This is a genomic window from Parabacteroides sp. AF27-14 (genome assembly GCF_003635425.1).
Lineage (GTDB): Bacteria > Bacteroidota > Bacteroidia > Bacteroidales > Tannerellaceae > Parabacteroides > Parabacteroides distasonis.
Genome location: NZ_QTLZ01000018.1, coordinates 84,037 through 104,025, shown reverse-complemented (window position 1 = coordinate 104,025; position 19,989 = coordinate 84,037). Strand labels below are relative to the sequence as shown.

General features: G+C 43.2%; 14 protein-coding genes. 12 read left to right on the top strand and 2 right to left on the bottom strand.

The features are described from left to right. The first annotated feature begins 54 nt into the window (after positions 1 to 54). Positions 55 to 2,406: a family 20 glycosylhydrolase gene (locus DWY79_RS16765; protein WP_122369843.1), complete on the top strand. Its 2,352-nt coding sequence runs from the start codon at positions 55 to 57 to the stop codon at positions 2,404 to 2,406. A 203-nt stretch (positions 2,407 to 2,609) separates the two neighbouring features. Here DWY79_RS16765 and DWY79_RS16760 read toward each other — a convergent pair whose 3' ends face one another. Both DWY79_RS16760 and DWY79_RS16755 read right to left on the bottom strand, forming a co-directional pair. Next, positions 2,610 to 4,145 (bottom strand): carbon-nitrogen hydrolase family protein, encoded by a 1,536-nt coding sequence (locus DWY79_RS16760; protein WP_005868392.1) that lies wholly within the window; start codon positions 4,143 to 4,145, stop codon positions 2,610 to 2,612. 79 nt (positions 4,146 to 4,224) lie between these two features. Continuing rightward, the gene (locus DWY79_RS16755; RefSeq protein ID WP_122369841.1) at positions 4,225 to 6,714 is read right to left on the bottom strand and encodes an alpha-L-arabinofuranosidase C-terminal domain-containing protein; all 2,490 of its coding nucleotides are present in this window, start codon (positions 6,712 to 6,714) and stop codon (positions 4,225 to 4,227) included. A 179-nt stretch (positions 6,715 to 6,893) separates the two neighbouring features. On the opposite strand from DWY79_RS16755, the gene DWY79_RS16750 reads away from it, so the two are divergent. The 11 genes from DWY79_RS16750 (at position 6,894) to DWY79_RS16700 (ending at position 19,329) form a co-directional block, all read left to right on the top strand. Then, entirely contained in the window at positions 6,894 to 7,259 is a 366-nt protein-coding gene (locus tag DWY79_RS16750; RefSeq protein ID WP_005856577.1) for a PleD family two-component system response regulator, read from the top strand. Then, complete coding sequence (locus DWY79_RS23090; RefSeq protein ID WP_005868390.1) at positions 7,259 to 8,434, top strand: sugar transferase; 1,176 nt, start codon at positions 7,259 to 7,261, stop codon at positions 8,432 to 8,434. The genes DWY79_RS16750 and DWY79_RS23090 overlap by 1 nt, the downstream gene beginning before the upstream one ends. A 32-nt stretch (positions 8,435 to 8,466) precedes the next feature. Next, positions 8,467 to 9,243 carry a TolC family protein gene (locus DWY79_RS16740; protein ID WP_122115038.1) on the top strand — a complete coding sequence of 259 codons (777 nt, stop codon included), beginning with the start codon at positions 8,467 to 8,469 and terminating at the stop codon, positions 9,241 to 9,243. 3 nt (positions 9,244 to 9,246) lie between these two features. Then, a complete protein-coding gene (locus tag DWY79_RS16735; protein WP_122369839.1) occupies positions 9,247 to 11,406 on the top strand; it encodes a hypothetical protein in 2,160 nt (719 codons plus the stop codon). Between the two features lie 276 nt (positions 11,407 to 11,682). Next, positions 11,683 to 12,879 (top strand): O-antigen ligase, encoded by a 1,197-nt coding sequence (locus DWY79_RS16730; RefSeq protein WP_233564001.1) that lies wholly within the window; start codon positions 11,683 to 11,685, stop codon positions 12,877 to 12,879. Positions 12,880 to 12,883: 4 nt separating this feature from the next. Further along, the gene (locus tag DWY79_RS16725; RefSeq protein WP_057327207.1) at positions 12,884 to 14,095 is read left to right on the top strand and encodes a glycosyltransferase family 2 protein; all 1,212 of its coding nucleotides are present in this window, start codon (positions 12,884 to 12,886) and stop codon (positions 14,093 to 14,095) included. After that, positions 14,092 to 15,204, top strand: coding sequence for a glycosyltransferase family 1 protein (locus tag DWY79_RS16720; RefSeq protein WP_057327206.1), 1,113 nt, complete (start codon positions 14,092 to 14,094; stop codon positions 15,202 to 15,204). Before DWY79_RS16725 ends, DWY79_RS16720 begins: the two co-directional genes overlap by 4 nt. Positions 15,205 to 15,216: 12 nt before the next feature. Beyond that, the gene (locus tag DWY79_RS16715) at positions 15,217 to 15,843 is read left to right on the top strand and encodes a DapH/DapD/GlmU-related protein (RefSeq protein WP_005868379.1); all 627 of its coding nucleotides are present in this window, start codon (positions 15,217 to 15,219) and stop codon (positions 15,841 to 15,843) included. Continuing rightward, complete coding sequence (locus DWY79_RS16710; RefSeq protein ID WP_005868377.1) at positions 15,828 to 16,754, top strand: glycosyltransferase; 927 nt, start codon at positions 15,828 to 15,830, stop codon at positions 16,752 to 16,754. The genes DWY79_RS16715 and DWY79_RS16710 overlap by 16 nt, the downstream gene beginning before the upstream one ends. Positions 16,755 to 16,768: 14 nt before the next feature. After that, a complete protein-coding gene (locus tag DWY79_RS16705) occupies positions 16,769 to 18,214 on the top strand; it encodes a lipopolysaccharide biosynthesis protein (RefSeq protein ID WP_005868375.1) in 1,446 nt (481 codons plus the stop codon). After that, entirely contained in the window at positions 18,211 to 19,329 is a 1,119-nt protein-coding gene (locus tag DWY79_RS16700) for a glycosyltransferase family 1 protein (RefSeq protein ID WP_005868374.1), read from the top strand. The genes DWY79_RS16705 and DWY79_RS16700 overlap by 4 nt, the downstream gene beginning before the upstream one ends. The last annotated feature ends 660 nt before the right edge of the window (positions 19,330 to 19,989 follow it).

Genomic DNA, 19,989 nt, shown 5'->3' with positions numbered 1-19,989 from the left:
ACTCTCAAAAACATCTAAACAATATTCAATTTTCAACTTTCAATTTTTAATTCTATGAAAAAGCTCCTTGCTACAATCTGCGCCGGCGCTGTCTTGGGCCTGATGGCCTCGTGTGATGATGCTCCCGGTAAAGCGAAAGCTTACAACCAAGGTATCAACATCATCCCGACACCGGTCAGCCTTACGCAGAACGAGGGAAACTTCAAGCTAAACAAAAACACGAAGATCTACGCTTCCACCCCGGAGGCGAAAACCGTAGCCGAGTTCTTCGCGGCTAAAATGAACACGGCGACAGGCTACCAGATAGCTACCGCCGACAAAGAGACCTCCGACGGTATCTCGTTGGTTATCGACGGCTCTCTGGACGTAAACGACGAGGGATACACGTTAGACGTAGCCGACAGCGGCGTCCGTATCAAAGCCAAGACCCCTCAAGGTCTTTTCTACGGTATGCAATCGTTCTTGCAATTGCTGCCCGCCGAGATCGAGAGTCCTTCCGCCGTGAAAGGTATCGCATGGACCGCTCCGGCCGTATCTATCAAGGACGAGCCTCGTTTCGGCTACCGTGGTATCATGCTAGACCCCTGCCGCCATTTCATCCCGGTAGAGAATATCAAGAAGCAGCTGGATGTATTGGCCTTGTTCAAGATCAACCGCATGCATTGGCACCTGACCGACGACCAAGGATGGCGTATCGAGATCAAGAAGTATCCGAAACTGACCGAGATCGGCTCTAAGCGCATCGATGGCGAGGGTACCGAGTACGGAGGCTTCTATACCCAAGAGGAGGTGAAGGATATCGTTAAATACGCGGCGGATCGTTTCATCACGATCGTTCCCGAGATAGAGCTTCCGGGACACGAGATGGCCGCTATCGCCGCCTATCCGGAGCTGTCTTGCGAGGGTAAGCAGGGTACTCCCCGTATCATCTGGGGCGTGGAAGACATCGTATTATGCGCCGGGAAGGAAGAGCCCTTCCAGTTCTTCGAGGACGTGATCGCCGAGGTAGCTCCCCTATTCCCGGGCGAGTATTTCCATATCGGAGGCGATGAGTGCCCGAAGACGAGCTGGGAGAAATGCCCGCTTTGTCAGGCCCGTATCCGTAAGGAAGGCTTGAAAGGCGACAACGAACATTCCGCCGAGGAGAAATTGCAGAGCTATTTCGTACAACGCATGGAGAAGGTCGTAAACAAGCACGGCAAGAAGATGATCGGATGGGACGAGATCCTCGAGGGAGGTCTGGCTCCATCGGCCACGGTAATGTCTTGGCGAGGTGAGGAAGGCGGTATCGCCGCCGCTAGCATGAACCACGACGTGATCATGACCCCGGGAAGCGAGGGCATGTATATCGACCAGTTCCAAGGCGACTACAAGATCAACCCGGTATCTATCGGAGGATTCACCACGGCGGAGCGGGTCTATAAGTACAACCCCGTCCCCGACACGCTGGCAGCGGCCGGTAAAGGACATTTCATCAAGGGCGTGCAATGCAACGTATGGAGTGAGTACCTTTATAACACGGACATCATGGAGTACCGTATCTATCCTCGTATCCTAGCCCTCTCCGAGATCGCTTGGAGCCCGCTGGACCGGAAGGATTACAAGGACTTCGAACGCCGTCTGGACAACGCTCAGGTTCGCCTAGACGGACACGATATCAACTACTACATCCCGCAGCCCGAGCAACCGAACGGTTCTTGCAACTTCGTGGCTTTCACGGACAAGGCTACCATGACATTCACCACGAACCGTCCGATGAAGATGGTCTACACGCTGGATGGCACCGAGCCTACCCCGGAATCTACCGTATATACGGCTCCTTTCGACATCACAGAGACTACGACCGTGAAGATCGCTTCCGTGTTGCCTTCCGGCAAGATGGGTAAGCCTCGCACGATCCTCGTGGAGAAACAAACGCTGGCTCCCGCCAAGGAGGTAGCCAAGACGACCCCGGGCCTCGACATGGAGGTATTCGATGGCATGTACCTAAGCGTAAATAATCTGGAGGCCGCTCAGAAGACCGGTAAGAAACAGGTTATCAAGACAACCCGTGAACTGACCAACCAAGTGCCCGCCCCCGAATCCATGCGAGGCGTGAAGCAATACGCCGCTATCGCTACCGGCTACGTGAATATCCCGGAGGATGGCGTTTATTACATCTCTTCGGATTTAGAGGAGGTATGGATCGACGGCAAGTTGATGGTCAATAACGGTGGCGAGGTAAAACGCTTCTCCCGTCATGACACCTCCGCGGCCTTGGCAAAAGGCTTGCACGAGATCAAGCTGGTATTCCTTGGACACATCATCGGAGGTTGGCCTTCCAACTGGAACGACGGTAGCGTACAACTCCGTAAATCGGATGCCGAGAAATTCACGCCGATCACGGCTGAGATGCTAAGTCATTAAGATCATTTCCGAAGGGGGGAAGCGAGCGATCCTCCCCCCGATATAAACCGCAGGGGCGGGATTCGTCCGCCCTCCCACGCATACACGGCACGGGAGGGCGGACAGATCCCGCCCCTACTGCATTCTTCCGGCGAATATAATTGTGTTTAATAGCGAACACTACTGGGTTCAACCATGAATACTATTGTGTTCAACCGCAAACACTACTGTTTTTTTACCCTCAGCTCATACAAGTCGTGGCGACGGTCCCGAAGGTTACGCACGCTACCATACGTATGCAACTCGTTGAGCAAATCAAGGTCCACGTCCGATACAAGGATCATCTCCGTATTCGGGGTTGCCTCCGCACGCTTGCCATCGGTAGGGAAAGCGAAATCGCAAGGCGTGAACACACCCGACTGGGCGTACTGTATATCCATATTATGCACACGAGGCAGGTTGCCCACGCTGCCCGCTATCACCACGAAGCACTCGTTCTCGATCGCCCGGGCTTGGGCACATACACGAACCCGAGAGTAACCGTTCTGCGTATCCGTAAGGAAAGGCACGAAGAGGATCTGCATCCCTTGGTCGGCCATGATACGGGAAAGCTCCGGGAATTCCACGTCATAACAGATCAGCACGCCGATCCGGGCGCAATCCGTATCAAACGTCTTCACCATCTTCCCGCCCGAGAGTCCCCAGCTCTTCTGCTCGTCCGGGGTGACATGTACCTTCTCGTACATCTCGTAGGAGCCGTCACGACGGATCAGGTATCCCACGTTATACAGCGCCCCGTCCTCCTTCAGCAAAGGCATGCTACCGGTGATGATATTGATATTGTAACTGATGGCGAGGTTCACGAATCGCTCACGGATCTCCTCGGTGTACTGTGCCAGCCCACGGATGCTCTGCGCCTCGCCCAGATGGTTGAACTTGGCCATCAGCGGAGCGTTGAAATACTCGGGGAAAAGGACGAAGTCGCTCTTGTAATCGGACACGGCGTCGACGAAGAACTCCACCTGCTCGAACACGTCGTCCAGTGTCTTATAAGGCCGCATCTGCCATTGTACCAGACCGACACGCACGGTTGTCTTCTTATCCACGTAATCCGTCGTAGGCGGCTGGTAATAGATATTATCCCATTGCAGCAGGGTAGCGCAATGCTTCGACTCCTCGTCGTTCGGCAAGTAGTTCATCATCACTTTCCGCACGTGGAAATCGTTGGAGAGCTGGAAGGTGAGCACCGGGTCGTAGATCTGGCGTGAGCGCACCTTCTCGATGTATTCCTTCGGACGCATATGATCGGCGTATTTATAATAGTTCGGGATACGTCCGCCGAACATGATCGCCTTCAGGTTCAACTTCTCGCACAGCTCCTTCCGGTACTCGTACATACGGCGGGCCAGCCGGAGGCCCCGGTAGTCCGGATGGATGAACACCTCTATACCATATAATATATTCCCGTTCGGGTTATGCGTGCTGAACGTCTCGTTGCCCGTTACCTTGGCGTAGGTATGATCCCCTTTCACCATGTCATAATCCACGATGATGGAGAGGGCGCATCCTACGATCCGGTCATCCACCAGCGTCACGACCTGTCCCTCGGGAAATATCCGTATCAACGTCTCGATCTGCTTGCGGGTCCAGAAAACATCCTTGTCGGCGTACACCCTCTTGAAAGATTGCGACAACTGCGTATAGTCCTCAAGCTGCAAGCTCCGGAGCTCTACCTTGTTTATCTTATGCATTGGTTCCATAACACATTTTTTTGTTAAAGTCGCCGCGAAGTTAGGATAAATACAGATAAAGTGTACCGGCCCTCCTGCCCTATCTGACCTACTCCATGTATAATTTCAAGATCGTCACTGAATTAGGCGGGAAATTATAGATAAACGGGCCGCTCATCGGGAATACGATAGGCTCGGTGACAGGCGTTACGGCCCCCGGGTTCTCAAACGTATTACGAGCCTCCGGCTCCCCTCTCAATTGGATCAGCTCCGCCTCGTTACGGATATTCACTCCCTCGATACGCAAAGAGGTCTTCTCCTCGTGGCGGGTCGTATTCACGACCTTCAAGTAAATCACCCGGTTCTCCTTGTCGAGGGTAGCGACGGATACCAACGACGGGATCGCACGCATATCCACCTCATGCAGCAATACGCCGTCCACATAACAACGGACACGCTCGTACTCGCACGTCATGCGAACCGTATACCACCGGTTACTCTCAAAAGGGAAGCGCACAGGAGAGACCAAGCTATCCTTCACGCCACCTACCTGATGGTACAGCTCGCTCGTTCCCGCCCCGATCGTCAGGGCGATATAATCCGCCTGCTCGCCCGTCCGCCCGTTGTCGCGGAGGCGAAGCTGTATCTGCCCGCTACCTTTCGTACGCCGGACGGTAGCCGTATATTCATAGGCGTAGCTCGTAGAGTCGCCGAACAATACCTGGTTCCACCGGTTGGCCTCCGGCACCAACATACCAGCCTCCGGGACCCTCCATCCCCCGCTCATCACGGATATATCCGATACGGGCACGCCGTCGATCCGCACGTCCTTGAACTCATAGCTATTATCAAACATCTCTACGCCCGCCCGGCCCGTACGTACCTGTGGCTTCTCGTAGGTATCCACGATCGTCTTCAGCACCTCATCCCCCCGATGGCGGGTAAACATCTTTAATAAATGGTAGGAAGGAGAGACCACCGCCTGATGGGTGTTGAAAGAGATCAACGGATGGCGCTGGTTCTCGAACCCGGCGTTGCCCAATACCGGGGCATACGCCAAGCGGCGTACCATATCCGGGTTCTCCTCCGCCCCGACCAAGAAACAGGCCTCGGCCACCGCCGCCCGGAGCGTACCGGCCAAGGGTCGCTCCGTCGTCCCGAACTCCCCGATAAACACCGCCGGCGAACGTCGGGAATACCGGTCGCTATTAAACCGGCCGGAGTTCGATAGGAAGAAATTCTCCCCGGCGTAATAATGGGAATCCACCCACTCGCTACGGCCTCGCTTCGTGAGGGGCGAACTGCTGATAACGGTAATCTCCGGATAGGCCTCCTTGATCGCCTTGCGGAAAAGCTCAAAGCGCCTGAAATACTCCCCGCCATAGTTCTCGCTGCCGATCTCGACATACTTCAAGTTGAAAGGTTCCGGATGCCCGTTCCTCGCACGCAGGGCGCCCGGCAGGGAATCCGCCGGGGCGTTCGCGTAGGCGATAGCGTCCAAGGCATCTCCCGTGAGCTTATCCATCGCCGTGATATCCTCGTAGCGGGGCCGGCGGCTTTGGCTCGTGATCCCGCTATTAATAACGTAGATAGGCTCCGCCCCCATATCCTCGCACATTTGCAAGTACTCGTGGTAGCCCATGCCGTTCGTCGTACCATAGGCCCATACGTTCCAGAAATGCTTACGCTCCGAGATATCGCCCAGCGTCTCCCTCCAGATAGGGTACGTACCCGCCGTATACCCCTCCACGAAACTGCCTCCGGGGAAACGGATAAAACGAGGGGCCAAGGAATCGACCAGCGCCGCCAAGTCCGGTCTCAGCCCGTTCTTCCGTCCCTTCCACGTATCCTCCGGGAAGAGGGATACCACATCCAGCCAAAACACGGCGGAGGTATCGGCCGTGATCGTCAAGACCGCGTTCGGCGCGTCCTCCGTAGCCGTAAACGTATGCCTGTATCGTTTCCACTCGTATAGCGGCGCTACCTGAAACACATCGCTCAAGACCGTATTAGCCATCGAGTCCTCCAAGGCCACCCGGATGGTACGGGGCACCATATTCGCCCCCTTGGCGAAAAACGAGAGATCGTATCGTTCCCCTTTCCGGATCGGTATCCCCCGGTATCCCTCGGCTATCACGCCTCCGCGCCCCGACTCCCCGGAAGTCGATACGGCCACGAGCAACGACCGCCGGTTCTTATCATTCACCAGCTCCTTCATATCCGGGTATATCTGTGTATTAGGGACGATCCGCCTCCATCCCGGTACGGAATCTCCCCGCATGAAAGGGATCGTCCAGCCATTCGGGGTAATCAAGACGTTCCGGGCGGCGTCGTAAGGGCAGTTCAAGGGTGGCACGCCATCCTCGAAGCTCCGGTTCTGGATCAGCTCGGCGTACAGCCCCCCATCGATCCCGTGGTTGATCTCCTCAATGGTCAAACCATACAGATCCGGGTTCACGGGAACCGTCAGGCCATCCGCCTCCACGGTTATCGTAGAGATCACCGGCATCTCCGGCTGGCAAGAGGACAAGCCCATCCCGACAATAGCGCCAACCAATAAATGAATAACATCAAAATCTATATATTTCCTCCAACGCATCTTCGAATACTCATCTCATTTATGTGCGTACAAACTTAATCAAAAAATCGCAGTTTCCCCTATTTTCAAAGTCCGAACTGTTTTTTCAAAAAAACAATTGAAAAACATAGATTTTTTCAATTTAATATCCTAAATTTGCATAATAGATAAAACAAAAGACGACAATATTATACGACTCTATGGAGAAATCTGTTCTTTTAGTGGATGACAAGCAAGAAATCGCAAAGATAATCATGCTTTATTTATCAAGTACTTACAAGGTATCCTATAAAGAAAATCCTTTGAAAGCGATCGCTTGGCTTCAAGAAGGCAATTTACCGGATTTGATCATCTCTGACTTGAATATGCCAGAAATGTCCGGAGAGGAATTCTTGGTTTATTTAAAAGCGAACGATATGTTCAGCCATATACCGGTCTTGATCCTATCGAGCGTAGAGAGCAGCTCAAATAGAATACGTTTGTTTGAGGAAGGGGCGGAAGACTTTATCTTGAAGCCTTTCAATCCAGAGGAATTAAGGGTAAGGGTAAAACGAATATTAAGATAATGAATTATGTCTTTTTCGGTAATAACGTGCCGTTGGCCGAACGTTTACGTAAGGCATTAGGCACCGGGGTCATAGAATGTATAACGCTTCTGCAGATGAAAAACACGCTTCTTCCTGCCGAGGAAATGGATTATTGTGTATTCATCGAGAAAACAGATCCTACGTTAAACATTCCTGCGATCATGCATTTGCATAAGACGTTTCAAAATATCTATATCGTATTAATCGCCCCGGAAATGACCCGGGAGGAGAAAATATCCTATTTGCAAGCCGGAACGGACTGTGTCATCTCCGAGTCTACCTCTAAGGAAGATTTAGTGAAGCTACTGGGTATCGCCGAGAAATGCAAGAGAATGGAAAAAGCGCGTAAGCCTCAAATAAAAGAGCCTGATCTCGCCATTTTCAAGCTGCCTTTATGGAAAAGGGTCTTCGACATCATTTTCTCATCCATGGCGCTCCTCTGCCTCTCCCCTATCTTTATCATCACGGTGATTTGGATCAAGCTGGAGGACAAAGGCCCCGCTTTCTACAAGTCGAAACGAGTAGGCAGCAATTACAAGGTTTTCGATTTTTATAAGTTCCGCTCTATGTATATGGACGCGGACAAGCGCTTGGCTGAATATAAGAAACTTAATCAGTATATGGAATCTATTGATGAAGAGGCCGTGGCCTCTTCATCAACTTCTGTGAATTCACAGAATGCGACCTCTTTTTTTAAAGAGAATAAACAAAATATCATTTTATATTCTGATAATGACGCTACTCCCGAAAACGACTATCTAAAAATAAAGCGTCACGAACGTTCCAACGCTTTCATCAAATTAGAGAATGATCCCCGTATAACAAAGATCGGCCATATTATCCGGAAATATAGCATTGACGAACTCCCCCAGCTATTCAATATATTAAATGGAGACATGTCAATAGTTGGTAACCGCCCTCTTCCCATATACGAGGCTGAGCTACTGACCAGTGACGAATACATACAACGCTTCATGGCTCCTGCCGGCCTTACAGGTCTTTGGCAAGTAGAGAAACGTGGCAATTCTGGTAGTATGTCCGCCGAGGAACGTAAACAATTAGACATCAAATATGCTCATACCTTTTCTTTCTGGCTAGACATAAAGATTATATTCAAGACGTTTACGGCGTTCGTGCAGAAAGAGGATGTATAAACTATACATAGCTGATAACAAACATAATTCACATGAAGATACTATTTATTCTATTATTCATATTAAATGCTTTTTCAATTGTCGCACAAAAAAAGAAGACATACTTCGATAAAGCGACAACAATAGAAGTAACTTCCGGCACGGATTCTATAAATGCCATGCTAGATGACTATGAACGTATTCAATTACCACCTCTATCGGTTTTTCTGGAATCCGTATATGACCATCCTTCTGTCAGAATTTATGAAGCTAAAAGAGATGAGGCTAACGCCGATATGAAGATTACAAAAAGAGAATGGTTGGACTATTTCAGGGTATACGGCCAATATCAATATGGGCGATTAGTTCAACTTTCTACAAGAGAAACCATAGAAGATCCTTCATTTCTCACCAGTATAGGCAGTAATCAGCATACTTACAGTGTAGGTATTTCCGTGTCTATCCCATTCGGAGACTTATTCAGCCGAGGCCAAAAAGTACGGATGAAGAAAGCTCGTTTCCGTCAATTGGATTATGAGTATGAAATGTCCATAGAAGAACGGAAATTAAGAATACTGGAAGCTTATAATAGTGTCTTACAAGCATTGGCTACATTAAAAGCTAAATCAGATGCTGCCGCACTTTACAACGCCCAGATGAAAATCTCCGAACAAGATTTTATTAATGGAAAAATTGATATAATCTCATTATCAATGGAACGTGGACGTCGTTCTGGTGCCGTGATTTCTTACCAAGAAGGTCGTGCGACCTTGCACAATGCCGTAACTTTATTAGAAATGCTCACAAATATTAAGATTATAAATCGATAACCCATGGATATAACACTTTATATATCGCGTTTTATATATAGAATCCGGCATCAATTAGTATTCGGAACGCTAATAATAACAGCGTTGGTTGCTTATTTCAGTCAATTCTTAGAAAAAAAATATACCGTTACCACTTCTATTTACACGGGTATCACGTCTAATACAGGATTAAATGATGAGACTCGGCCTGATTGGCAAGCTGTGAATAACACCTATGATAACTTGGTAAATCTAACCAAATCAAGAGGAACCTTAGAAAATGTCTCATTGAAATTACTAGCTCTAAACTTAATGCATGGAGATCCGGAAATAGATAATCTATATATAACAGCAAATAACTATAAAAAGTTGATAGCTTCCGTGCCAGAAGAGATCTTACTTTTAGTTGATACAACTTCTCTTGACAAAACCGTTAACTTATTCAAGGAGTATAAATACAGCGACAGTCGTAATTATTTACATGAGTTGTTTAATGGATCTAGTGCATTTTACAGTTACAATGCCTTATCCAGTATTATCATCAGAAGGCAAGGAAACAGCGACTTAATAGAGATAGCTTATACTTCTACCGATCCCGGTATTACATGGAATACGGTCAAATTGGTGAGTGAAGAATTAAAATATTCGTATAACAACTTACGATATCAAACCGCAAATGATATTGTTAAATATTATGAGGAAGAACTTAAGAAACTTCGTGTACAACTGAATAAGCAAGAAAACGAGCTTACTGATTATAATGTAAAGAATAGTGTTATTAACTATATTGAGCAAACTAAAGCTATCGCCCACTCTTTCGCAGACTTTGAGAATCGATATGAGGAGACACGGCGAAATTACGAGAGCTCATCCAGCATTATCAAAAATCTGGAGCAGTACATGGATATTCGTACTAAATTAGTTAAGTCCAATGAGGAATTCATTAATACCTTAGCCGAGGTATCCCGTATTAGTGGTAAAATAACAGAAATAGAGACTTTCACCTCCGATGAAATGCTAAGTAAAGACCAAGAGTTAGTAAAATACAGGGAAGAACTACGAGATGCCGAAAAGAAAATAGGTCTAATTACTAATAATATTAATAGTTATAAAGAAAGTAAAGAAGGTTTAGCCATTGAAGGTTTAGTTCAAGAATGGTTAAATCAAACACTTATACAAGCGAAAGCTCAAGCTGATTTGAAGGTTCTAAACGAGCGCAAGAATGATTTTGCAGATCAATACAAGAATTATTCTCCTATTGGTACACGAATAAATCAACAAGAACGTGAGATTCATGTAACCGAGCAATCTTATCTTGAAGTACTTCATGCTTTAAATATGGCAAAGATGAAGCAGAAGAATCTTCAATTAACCTCTTCAAACTTAAATACGATCTCGGATGCCTCCTATCCTTTATTCAGTGATAAAGGAAAGCGGTTTCTATTAGTTATTGCCGCATTTATTGGTAGCATTATCTTTATTATCGGATTAAACCTAGTTATCGAGTTGCTAGATCGTACGCTCCGGGATGCCGAACGGGCCAGACGTCTTACTGGCATGAATATATTAGGGGCTTTCACAGGACGTAATTCCCAATTAAAATATCGTGGATTCGTAAAAACTTGTAACCGTATCTCTGCGGCTTATGCTTGTAACCGGTTAACACCTTACATCAAAAAGGGCGATACATTTTGTATCAATATACTAAGTCTAGAGGAAAAAGAAGGAAAAACGTTTATCTCACGATATTTCCAGGAATCTTGGGAAGAGCTTGGCTTCAACGTAAAATACCTAAGAGTCGGTCAAGATATCCCAATCGATGCCTCCTTATTCATGGCTGAACATATAGACAAACATATCCAGCTTGAAAGCAGGCCGGATATATTAATCGTTGAGTATCCTTCTATCCAACAGTATGGTGTTCCATCCCATTTACTAGGGTCAAGCCAAGTCAATTTGTTAGTAGCTAACGCTTGCCGGGTTTGGAAAAATAGCGATACGGAGTTAGTTAAATATCTGCGTGACATTACAGAAGGCACGGCATTGTACTTATATCTAAACAATGCCACGAGAGAGGCCGTGGAAGATTTCACGGGGCAATTACCCCCTCAAACATCTATGCGATCTTTCGCAAACCGGATGATGTATATGGGATTAACGGCGACTAATACCGCTGTAAAATAACGAAAACACATGGAAACATCAAGATACATACAAGAGGACAATACTTCGTTCAAAATATCTCAGCTCTTTCTTGTCTTAGGGTTGGGAGGTATTGGCATATCCTTGCTGTATAACTCAATTCCAGTATTCATACTAATAACTTTGATTCCATTATTCTGTGTAGGAGGTATCCTTTTATTAAGATATCCATGGCTTATATTATTCGTTATATTCACGACCAATTACTTCATATTAGGCATCACCCGATACATTCCCATAGAAGGGATCAGTGTTATTATGGAAATCCTATATATGATAGCTTTGGTACTGATCTTTATTCAAGCTGCCCTTTTCCAAAACATAGAATGGCGTAGAGCATTTAATATCCTAAGTATCGCATTATGTATCTGGATGGGTTATTGCATTTTAGAAATAATCAATCCAACCAGCTCATTAGAAGGTTGGATATTATCAAGAGGATTAATATTCAATGGATTGATTATAGTCATTATTACATCTCTATTATGTACACGCTATTCCATACTCAAAGCTATCATATTTTGTTTATCCATATTCACGTTATTTGCGATAATTAAGACATTAATGCAAAAGTTTATTGGATTTGATAGTTTTGAGACAAAATGGCTTAATGCCGGAGGAGCCACAACGCATATTATTTGGTCTGGAATCCGCTATTTCTCATTCTTTACGGATGCCAGTAATATGGGTGCCAATATGGGTGCCGCCATCATGTTTTTCGGTATAGCCTCGCTCTACATGCGATCTGCATTATGCAAGATATATTATTCATGTATAGCGATTCTAGCACTTTATGCTTTGTTCCTTTCCGGGACAAGAGGAGCTATGATCGTACCATTAGCAGGGCTAGCACTTTACACACTGATCAGCAAACAAACTAAAATGGTCATTGGTGGAGCAAGTATGTTATTGTTTATCTATATCTTTTTCGCTTTTACGACTATAGGAGAAAGCAACTCATCTATCAGAAGAATGAGAACCGCTTTTAACCCAACCAAAGATGCCTCATATATCGTACGCAAAGAAAATCAAAAAAAATTAGCCACATATCTCAAATATAAGCCCTTTGGGGAAGGGCTTGGACTATCTGGAGATGGATTAGGAGTAAAAATATCCACTCGTTTTACCACTTCTATTCCAACTGATTCTTGGTACGTAAAAATTTGGGTAGAAACAGGCATAGTTGGATTGATTCTTTATCTTAGTATGATTTTTTTTACTATAGGATGGGGAGGGTGGATCATTGCCACACAGATCAAGGATCTTGAACTAAAAGGATTATTGTCCGGATTACTTTGTGGTATATTCGGTATGTTCATTAACGCATACGCAAACTCGTTTTGGGGTCAATTTCCAACAATGATAATCGCATTTATGGGGCTAACATTTGTGTTAAACGGTCCTTACTTTGACAAAGAGATACGAATAAAAAAATTAACTGTTTCAAATAAATAACGCTATGATTGAACAATTCTTTCAAATAGGAGAAAACTGGATTGATAAGGAACAATATGCCTTTCAATTAGGAGATGCCATCTTATTCCTTTGTTTTCTGATATTTGTACTATATTTATTCGTGTTTGCCATCTATTCAAAACGGAAACCACAGTATAATTATCCTACTGCCAAGAAGAAGTATCGTTTCGCTGTCTTGTTCCCCGCTTATCAAGAAGACGAAGTTATCATAGACTCCGTAAAAAATTTTCTCGTTCAAGAATATCCAAGAGAACGATACGACATTATCGTTATATCTAATCAAATGCGACAAGATACGATAGATAACTTAAAAGCATTATCGGCGAAAGTCGTTAAAATGGATAGTCCCCAAAGCACAAAAATCGAGGCTCTCAAAGAAGCCATACATTATATTGAGAAAGGAGATATAAAGTATGATAATGTCGTTATCCTCGATGCGGATAATATCGTAAAACCAAGTTATCTCGAGAAAATAAACGATGCCCTTTATGCGGGCTGTTCCGCATTGCAAACACACAGGGTCGCTAAAAACCGTGATAGCAATATCGCTGTGCTCGATTCTGTCAGCGAAGAAATTAACAACTCTATCTTTCGTAAAGGCCATACCCGTCTTGGATTCTCTTCCGCCCTTAGCGGCTCCGGCATGGCTTTCGAATACGAGCTTTTCAAGGATATCATACAAGAATGTCACGATATAGGAGAAGATAAATACATGGAAAGAAAGCTTTTGTTGCAAAATGTTTATATCGAGTATTTGGAAGAAGTATATACCTATGACGAGAAAGTTCGAGGTAAGAGGGATTTCTATAACCAGCGCCGTCGTTGGTTGACAACTCAAATCAGCAACTTATTCTCGGGTCTTTTCCAAATGCCGGCAGCCATATTTAATGGAAATTGGGACTATTGCGACAAATTATTTCAATGGATGATGCCTCCTCGCATATTACTGCTAGGTTTTATTATATTAATAGCCTCATTTTTGACTGTTCTCGATTTTATAACATCCATCAAGTGGTGGCTCTTATTGGTCTTGTTAGGTATTACATTCAGTATAGCGGTACCAGACTATCTTGTCGACAGGAAATTCAAGAAAGCGATAGCGAGCGTTCCTGTCTTATTCATACTTATGTTCCTCAATATTTTCCGTATAGGAGGACACAAATTTAATCCAACTAAACATTCTTTAAAACCATGAGAATAGCAATTGAGGCACAACGTATATTCCGGACCAACAAACATGGGATGGACTTTGTCGCTCTTGAGAGTATTCGAGAGTTACAAAAAATCGACAAGGAAAATGAATATTTTATATTTGTCAGTCCAGGTGAAGATCATTGCCTAGAAGAGACAGACAATGTACATATTATTGAGGTAAAATGCCCTACCTACCCTCTTTGGGAACAAGTTGCGCTTCCACGAAATGTAAGCAAGATAAAGCCAGACCTCTTGCATTGTACCAGTAATACCGCCCCACTAAATTGCCCTGTCCCGTTAGTGTTGACATTACATGATATTATTTTCCTAGAACCCCGTCAGGGAGGAAATAAATCTTGGTATCAAAACATGGGTTGGTATTATCGCCGCATGGTGGTTCCTCGCATACTCCCCCAATGTAGGAAGATCATCACAGTCTCTCGTTTTGAGTGCGATCGCATACGTGAGGTATTGCGATTACCCAAGGATAAAATCACAGCTATCTATAATGGATATAGCGAGCACTTTCATCCCCTGCCAGAGATATCATCTATTATCCATAAGTATATTAATAATGACGATTATATTTTTTTCCTAGGCAATACAGATCCTAAAAAAAACGTCGCCCGCACGTTAAAGGCATATAGCCTTTATTTGAAGCACTCAGAAAAGAAACGACCTCTACTTATCGCAGACTTAAGCGAGGATAAACTAGACGCTATCCTACGAGAGCAACGGATAGAAGAGATCAAGCCCTTTCTCTCATACCCGGGATACATCCCTAATACAGACCTAGCTTATCTATATAACGGCGCTTTCGCTTTTTTATATACTTCCCTAAGGGAAAGTTTCGGTATTCCCTTGCTAGAAGCCATGGCTTGCGGCACACCTGTAATTACGGGGAACACATCCGCAATGCCAGAGATAGCTGGAGAAGGCGGAATACTAGTTGACCCGTTGAGTGAAAAAGAAATCGCAGACAAGATACTATATTTAGAGCGAGATCAAATATTCTATCAAAATCAAATAGAATATGGTTTAAACAGAGTCAAAAGATTCTCTTGGTCACAAACAGCGGAAAATCTTTTGACCCTATATAAAACGATTTAAACCTGATAAGTCATGGATATAGGCCAAATCAAACAGAAAATCAAGCAAAATGAGTTTTTGAAGAAAATAGTATTCTATTCAATAACCTCTCCTAAAAATCCTAAACCTCGTTGTTGGGTAAAATGGTTTGTCAATCCTTGGATCCATAAGAAAGGAAAAGGAGCTATCATTCGAAGGAGAAGATCCCGTATTGATGTATTCCCTTGGAATCAGTTCACGGTAGGTAAAAATTCCCTCATTGAGGATTTCACGACCATCAACAATGGGGCAGGCGATGTTATCATAGGCGACAACGCCCGTATTGGAATCGGTTCGGTGGTGATTGGTCCCGTACGATTCGGAAATAAAGTCGGATTAGGTCAGCACGTTTTCATCTCCGGTTTTAATCATGGATATGAGGATGGAAATGTGGATTCCAATGAACAACCTTTAGTAAAGAAAACTGTAGTAATAGATGAAGACTCCCATATTGGAGCAAACTGTGTAGTCGTAGCAGGTGTCCATATTGGTAAGAGATGCCAGATCGGAGCTGGAAGCGTAGTAACTAAGGACATTCCAGATTACTCCGTTGCTATAGGTAATCCCGCTAGAGTTATCAAACGTTATGATATTAACAAACAAAAATGGATAAGAATCTAGTTAGCGTAATCATACCCCTATATAATACCGAGGAGTTCGTAGAAGAGGCGGTAAGATCTATCATGTGCCAGACTTTACGAGAAATAGAGATCATTGTTATAAATGACGGCTCAACAGATAACAGTCTATCTATCATAAAACGCCTAGCTGATGAAGATAAACGTATCCGAATTTATACACAGTATAACCAAGGGCCATCAGTCACCCGAAACAAAGGCTACGAATATACCCAAGGTAAATACGTTTATTTTATGGATAGTGATGATTATCTGGAGCCAGAAGCCTTAGAAACATGCTATATTAAATGTGAACGACAGGCTTTAGATTTCGTTTTTTTTGATGCGGACATATTAAACAAGGAAAAACATAAAAACATATCTTTAAACTATCAACGAAAAGATTGTACAAATCCGGAGTTAGTATATCAAGGCCCATATATCTTAAAACTCCTAATAGATCATAAGGCATATTCTCCATCCCCATGTCTTAATTTCATAAGAAGAGAATACCTAACAGAGATCCAACTCGATTTTCTTCCCGGAATCATCCATGAAGATCAATTATTCACATGCTTGTTATATTTACAGGCCCAAAGAGTATCCTCCATACACAAGGATTTCTTCAAACGTAGGCTACGGGAAGACTCAATCATGACCAGTAAGTTCTCAATGCGAAACATGGAAAGTTACTTTACGATAACTGCCCATTTAAGCAAATTCGCGGACTCACACCCAATGTTCCGTGAAATAATCGACTTATATTTATCAAGAATGCTCAACGCCGCAGTATGGCTATCCTATAAAATACCCTTTAAAGATCGCTTGAAAATAGCCAGACGATGTCTAAAAGAATATAGGCAATACGTGACAACAAAAAATCTAATAGTTTTATTATTCAAATCATTCCTATAAAAACAAAAGAAACTATGGCATCCATAAAAAAAGAATTAATATCAGGAGTATTATATACGGCCATATCCAAATATTCCGGAATAATTATTTCTCTGGTTGTCACCGGAATATTAGCACGCTTAATTGCCCCCGAAGAATTTGGTATAGTAGCAATAGCAACTGTAATTATTTCTTTTTTTGGTATTTTCAGTGACCTAGGTATTGCGCCCGCTATTATTCAAAATAAGGATTTAACAGGCAAAGATCTTAACAGAATATTCTCTTTTACCTTATGGTTGGGAATCATGATATCTATTCTTTTTTTCCTATGCTCTTGGCCCATTTCTTTTTTTTATAAACAAAAGACATTACTGACAATATGCCAACTACTATCCATCAATTTATTTTTTGCTTCGGCAAACATCGTTCCTAACGCACTCCTATTCAAGAATAAGGAGTTTAAGTTTATCGCATATCGTAGCTTAACTATCCAATTTATTGGAGGAAGCATAGCCATCAGTGCCGCCATCGCAGGTGCCGGACTATATGCATTAGTCATTAATCCTATTTTCTCCAGCATTCTCTTATTTATCATATCATATCGGAAAAACCCTCAAAAGTTACAATATACATTCGGTCTGGATTCGGTCCAAAAAATATTCAGTTTCTCAGCCTATCAATTTTTATTTAATGTAATTAATTATTTCAGCAGAAACCTTGATAAATTATTAATCGGAAAATACATGAATATGAATGCCCTAGGGTATTACGAAAAATCATATCGGCTAATGATGCTTCCTTTGCAAAATATAACCCATGTGATCTCTCCTGTCATGCATCCAATCTTTTCCGGTTTTCAAGATGACTTGCATAAGCTAGCGGATTCATACGAGAAGGTTATTCATATTCTAGCCTTTATTGGTTTACCCCTGTCTGCGTTATTATGGTTTTCCGCAAGGGAAATCACTCTCATTTTGTTTGGGGATCAATGGATGCCCTCCGTTCCGGTATTCCAGATATTATCTATATCTGTTGGTATACAAATAATATTATCAACATCCGGCTCTATTTTCCAAGCGGCCAACGACACTAAAAGTTTATTCATTTGCGGCGTATTCTCCACTTTATTAAACGTATCTGGCATTGTAATAGGGATATTTGTATTTAAAACGCTCGAAGCGATCGCATGGTGCATTACTATCACATTTACGATCAATTTCATCCAATGCTATATATGGATGTATAAAGTGACATTAAAGCGTAATGTGAAAATCTTTATCCGACAATTTTTATCACCTATTGTATTAACAAGTATTTTGATACTCTTACTATGGCCTATATATGAGATATCATACAAGATGACTGAGCTAGGAAGCTTATCCGTTAAGATTCTGTTAGCTATATCTTTTTCTTCCATATATATACAATTAAGTGGAACTTATGATATTATTAACCTACTTAAATCCAAGATACAGAAATGAAAGCTTTATTCCTGATATTTCACGGTCTTAATCCTGCTAATGGGATCAGCAAGAAGATCTACTACCAAGTCAATGCCTTAAGAGCATGTGGCATTGATACGAGACTCTGTTACCTAAATGAGTCTAACGGCAGGAAATTGAGAATGATAGACTCCGAGGTACTACAAGATTATGGAGCAGGGTTCAAGGGTAAAATACTGAAAAGGATAGAATATTCTTCAATCGTTGAATATGCGAAGAAAGAAAATATTAGTTTTATTTATATGCGATCTGATCATAACGCTAATCCATTCACGATTCATATGGTTCATCAAATGCGTAAAGCGGGGATAAAGGTTGTAATGGAAATACCAACTTATCCTTATGACCAAGAATATATAGGTTTCTCTCGTCGGAAATTACTATTTATAGATCAATGTTTCCGTCATTCCTTGGCCAAACAATTATGCGGGATCGTGACTTTCTCCGACTATAAGACCATATTCGGCATTCCCACTATACAAATATCGAACGGCATTGACTTCTCGCAAATTAAATTGAAACAACAGGTCAACGATACAAACAAGGAACTTCACCTAATAGGAGTAGCGGAGATTCATTACTGGCATGGATTTGACCGTCTGGTTAAAGGTCTGGCTGATTATTATGATTCACATCCCAATTACAAAGTCTTTTTCCATATTGTAGGAGATTTCTTCGGGCAACGAGAAAAAGATGATATCCTTCCAATCATCAAACAGCATAAATTAGAGAACTACGTAACCCTTCACGGCGCTAAGCACGGCGAAGAGCTTGACCGGCTTTTTGAGAAAGCAGACATGGCCATCGGTAGTCTTGCACGGCATCGTAGCGGTATCACCCATATTAAAACATTAAAGAACAGGGAATATGCCGCCCGGGGCCTTTCTTTTATTTACTCTGAGACAGATAGCGACTTTGAGAATAAACCGTATATACTTAAAGTGCCCGCAGATGAAACCGCCATCGATATAAACTCATTAATACATTTTTATGAAAAGCAATCTCTTTCTCCCCTTGAGATCAGGGAATCAATTCGATCTCTCTCATGGGAAACTCAAATGAACAAAATAATTAACTCTATAAAAATCTCATAAGAAAAAAACATGGTTATTCCTTCGCAAAAAGGTAAGACGCCTTCTTTTTCCTATGATATTTGTAGGGAGCACTTACTATACATAAATAATATTCACATGACTAGAATTCACGAGTTATAGGCCATTATCTACAAATATATTTTAGTGTCTAGAATCAGCCTCAAGGCTGCACAATCACTCATAGTTTATTAAAATATTCAATCCCTAAAAAAATATCTATTTTCCAATTAACATCACATAATAATCCTCCATAAATTTAGCTATTACTATCTAAATAAAGCGTACTATAACACATGTTTGTAAACATTTAATATCTTCGTATATATTTTGTTTTATCGCAATTTTATTCCGATCTTTGCAGAGATTTAAACAACAATTATAAATCCTCACGATCTTCATAAAAAAAGAGTGGAATATTTATTCATTCATGATTTACGGCCATTGTGAAAAAACGATCTAAATGAAATGGTTCTTCAAAAAAGACGGAAACGACACGTTTCCTATTTAAATCTTTTAATAACTCCCTTGTATATTTATATATAGCGGTGCGAAATCGTGGCGAAAAAAAGCAACGATTCCAAGCTTATCCGCTAAGGATTAAGAAGTTCAGAGTTTGATCTAGAATGCGATTCAGAGTACGATATTTATTAACACGCCCTA

Bases quoted from the DNA above. Each gene is read 5' to 3' on its own strand.
- DWY79_RS16700 (WP_005868374.1), top strand. From the start codon at position 18,211: ATGAAAGCTTTATTCCTGATATTTCACGGTCTTAATCCTGCTAATGGG.
- DWY79_RS16740 (WP_122115038.1), top strand. From the start codon at position 8,467: ATGAAGATACTATTTATTCTATTATTCATATTAAATGCTTTTTCAATT.
- DWY79_RS16705 (WP_005868375.1), top strand. From the start codon at position 16,769: ATGGCATCCATAAAAAAAGAATTAATATCAGGAGTATTATATACGGCC.
- DWY79_RS16725 (WP_057327207.1), top strand. From the start codon at position 12,884: ATGATTGAACAATTCTTTCAAATAGGAGAAAACTGGATTGATAAGGAA.
- DWY79_RS16760 (WP_005868392.1), bottom strand. From the start codon at position 4,145: ATGGAACCAATGCATAAGATAAACAAGGTAGAGCTCCGGAGCTTGCAG.
- DWY79_RS16735 (WP_122369839.1), top strand. From the start codon at position 9,247: ATGGATATAACACTTTATATATCGCGTTTTATATATAGAATCCGGCAT.
- DWY79_RS23090 (WP_005868390.1), top strand. From the start codon at position 7,259: ATGAATTATGTCTTTTTCGGTAATAACGTGCCGTTGGCCGAACGTTTA.
- DWY79_RS16755 (WP_122369841.1), bottom strand. From the start codon at position 6,714: ATGCGTTGGAGGAAATATATAGATTTTGATGTTATTCATTTATTGGTT.
- DWY79_RS16715 (WP_005868379.1), top strand. From the start codon at position 15,217: ATGGATATAGGCCAAATCAAACAGAAAATCAAGCAAAATGAGTTTTTG.
- DWY79_RS16730 (WP_233564001.1), top strand. From the start codon at position 11,683: ATGGAAATCCTATATATGATAGCTTTGGTACTGATCTTTATTCAAGCT.
- DWY79_RS16750 (WP_005856577.1), top strand. From the start codon at position 6,894: ATGGAGAAATCTGTTCTTTTAGTGGATGACAAGCAAGAAATCGCAAAG.
- DWY79_RS16710 (WP_005868377.1), top strand. From the start codon at position 15,828: ATGGATAAGAATCTAGTTAGCGTAATCATACCCCTATATAATACCGAG.
- DWY79_RS16720 (WP_057327206.1), top strand. From the start codon at position 14,092: ATGAGAATAGCAATTGAGGCACAACGTATATTCCGGACCAACAAACAT.
- DWY79_RS16765 (WP_122369843.1), top strand. From the start codon at position 55: ATGAAAAAGCTCCTTGCTACAATCTGCGCCGGCGCTGTCTTGGGCCTG.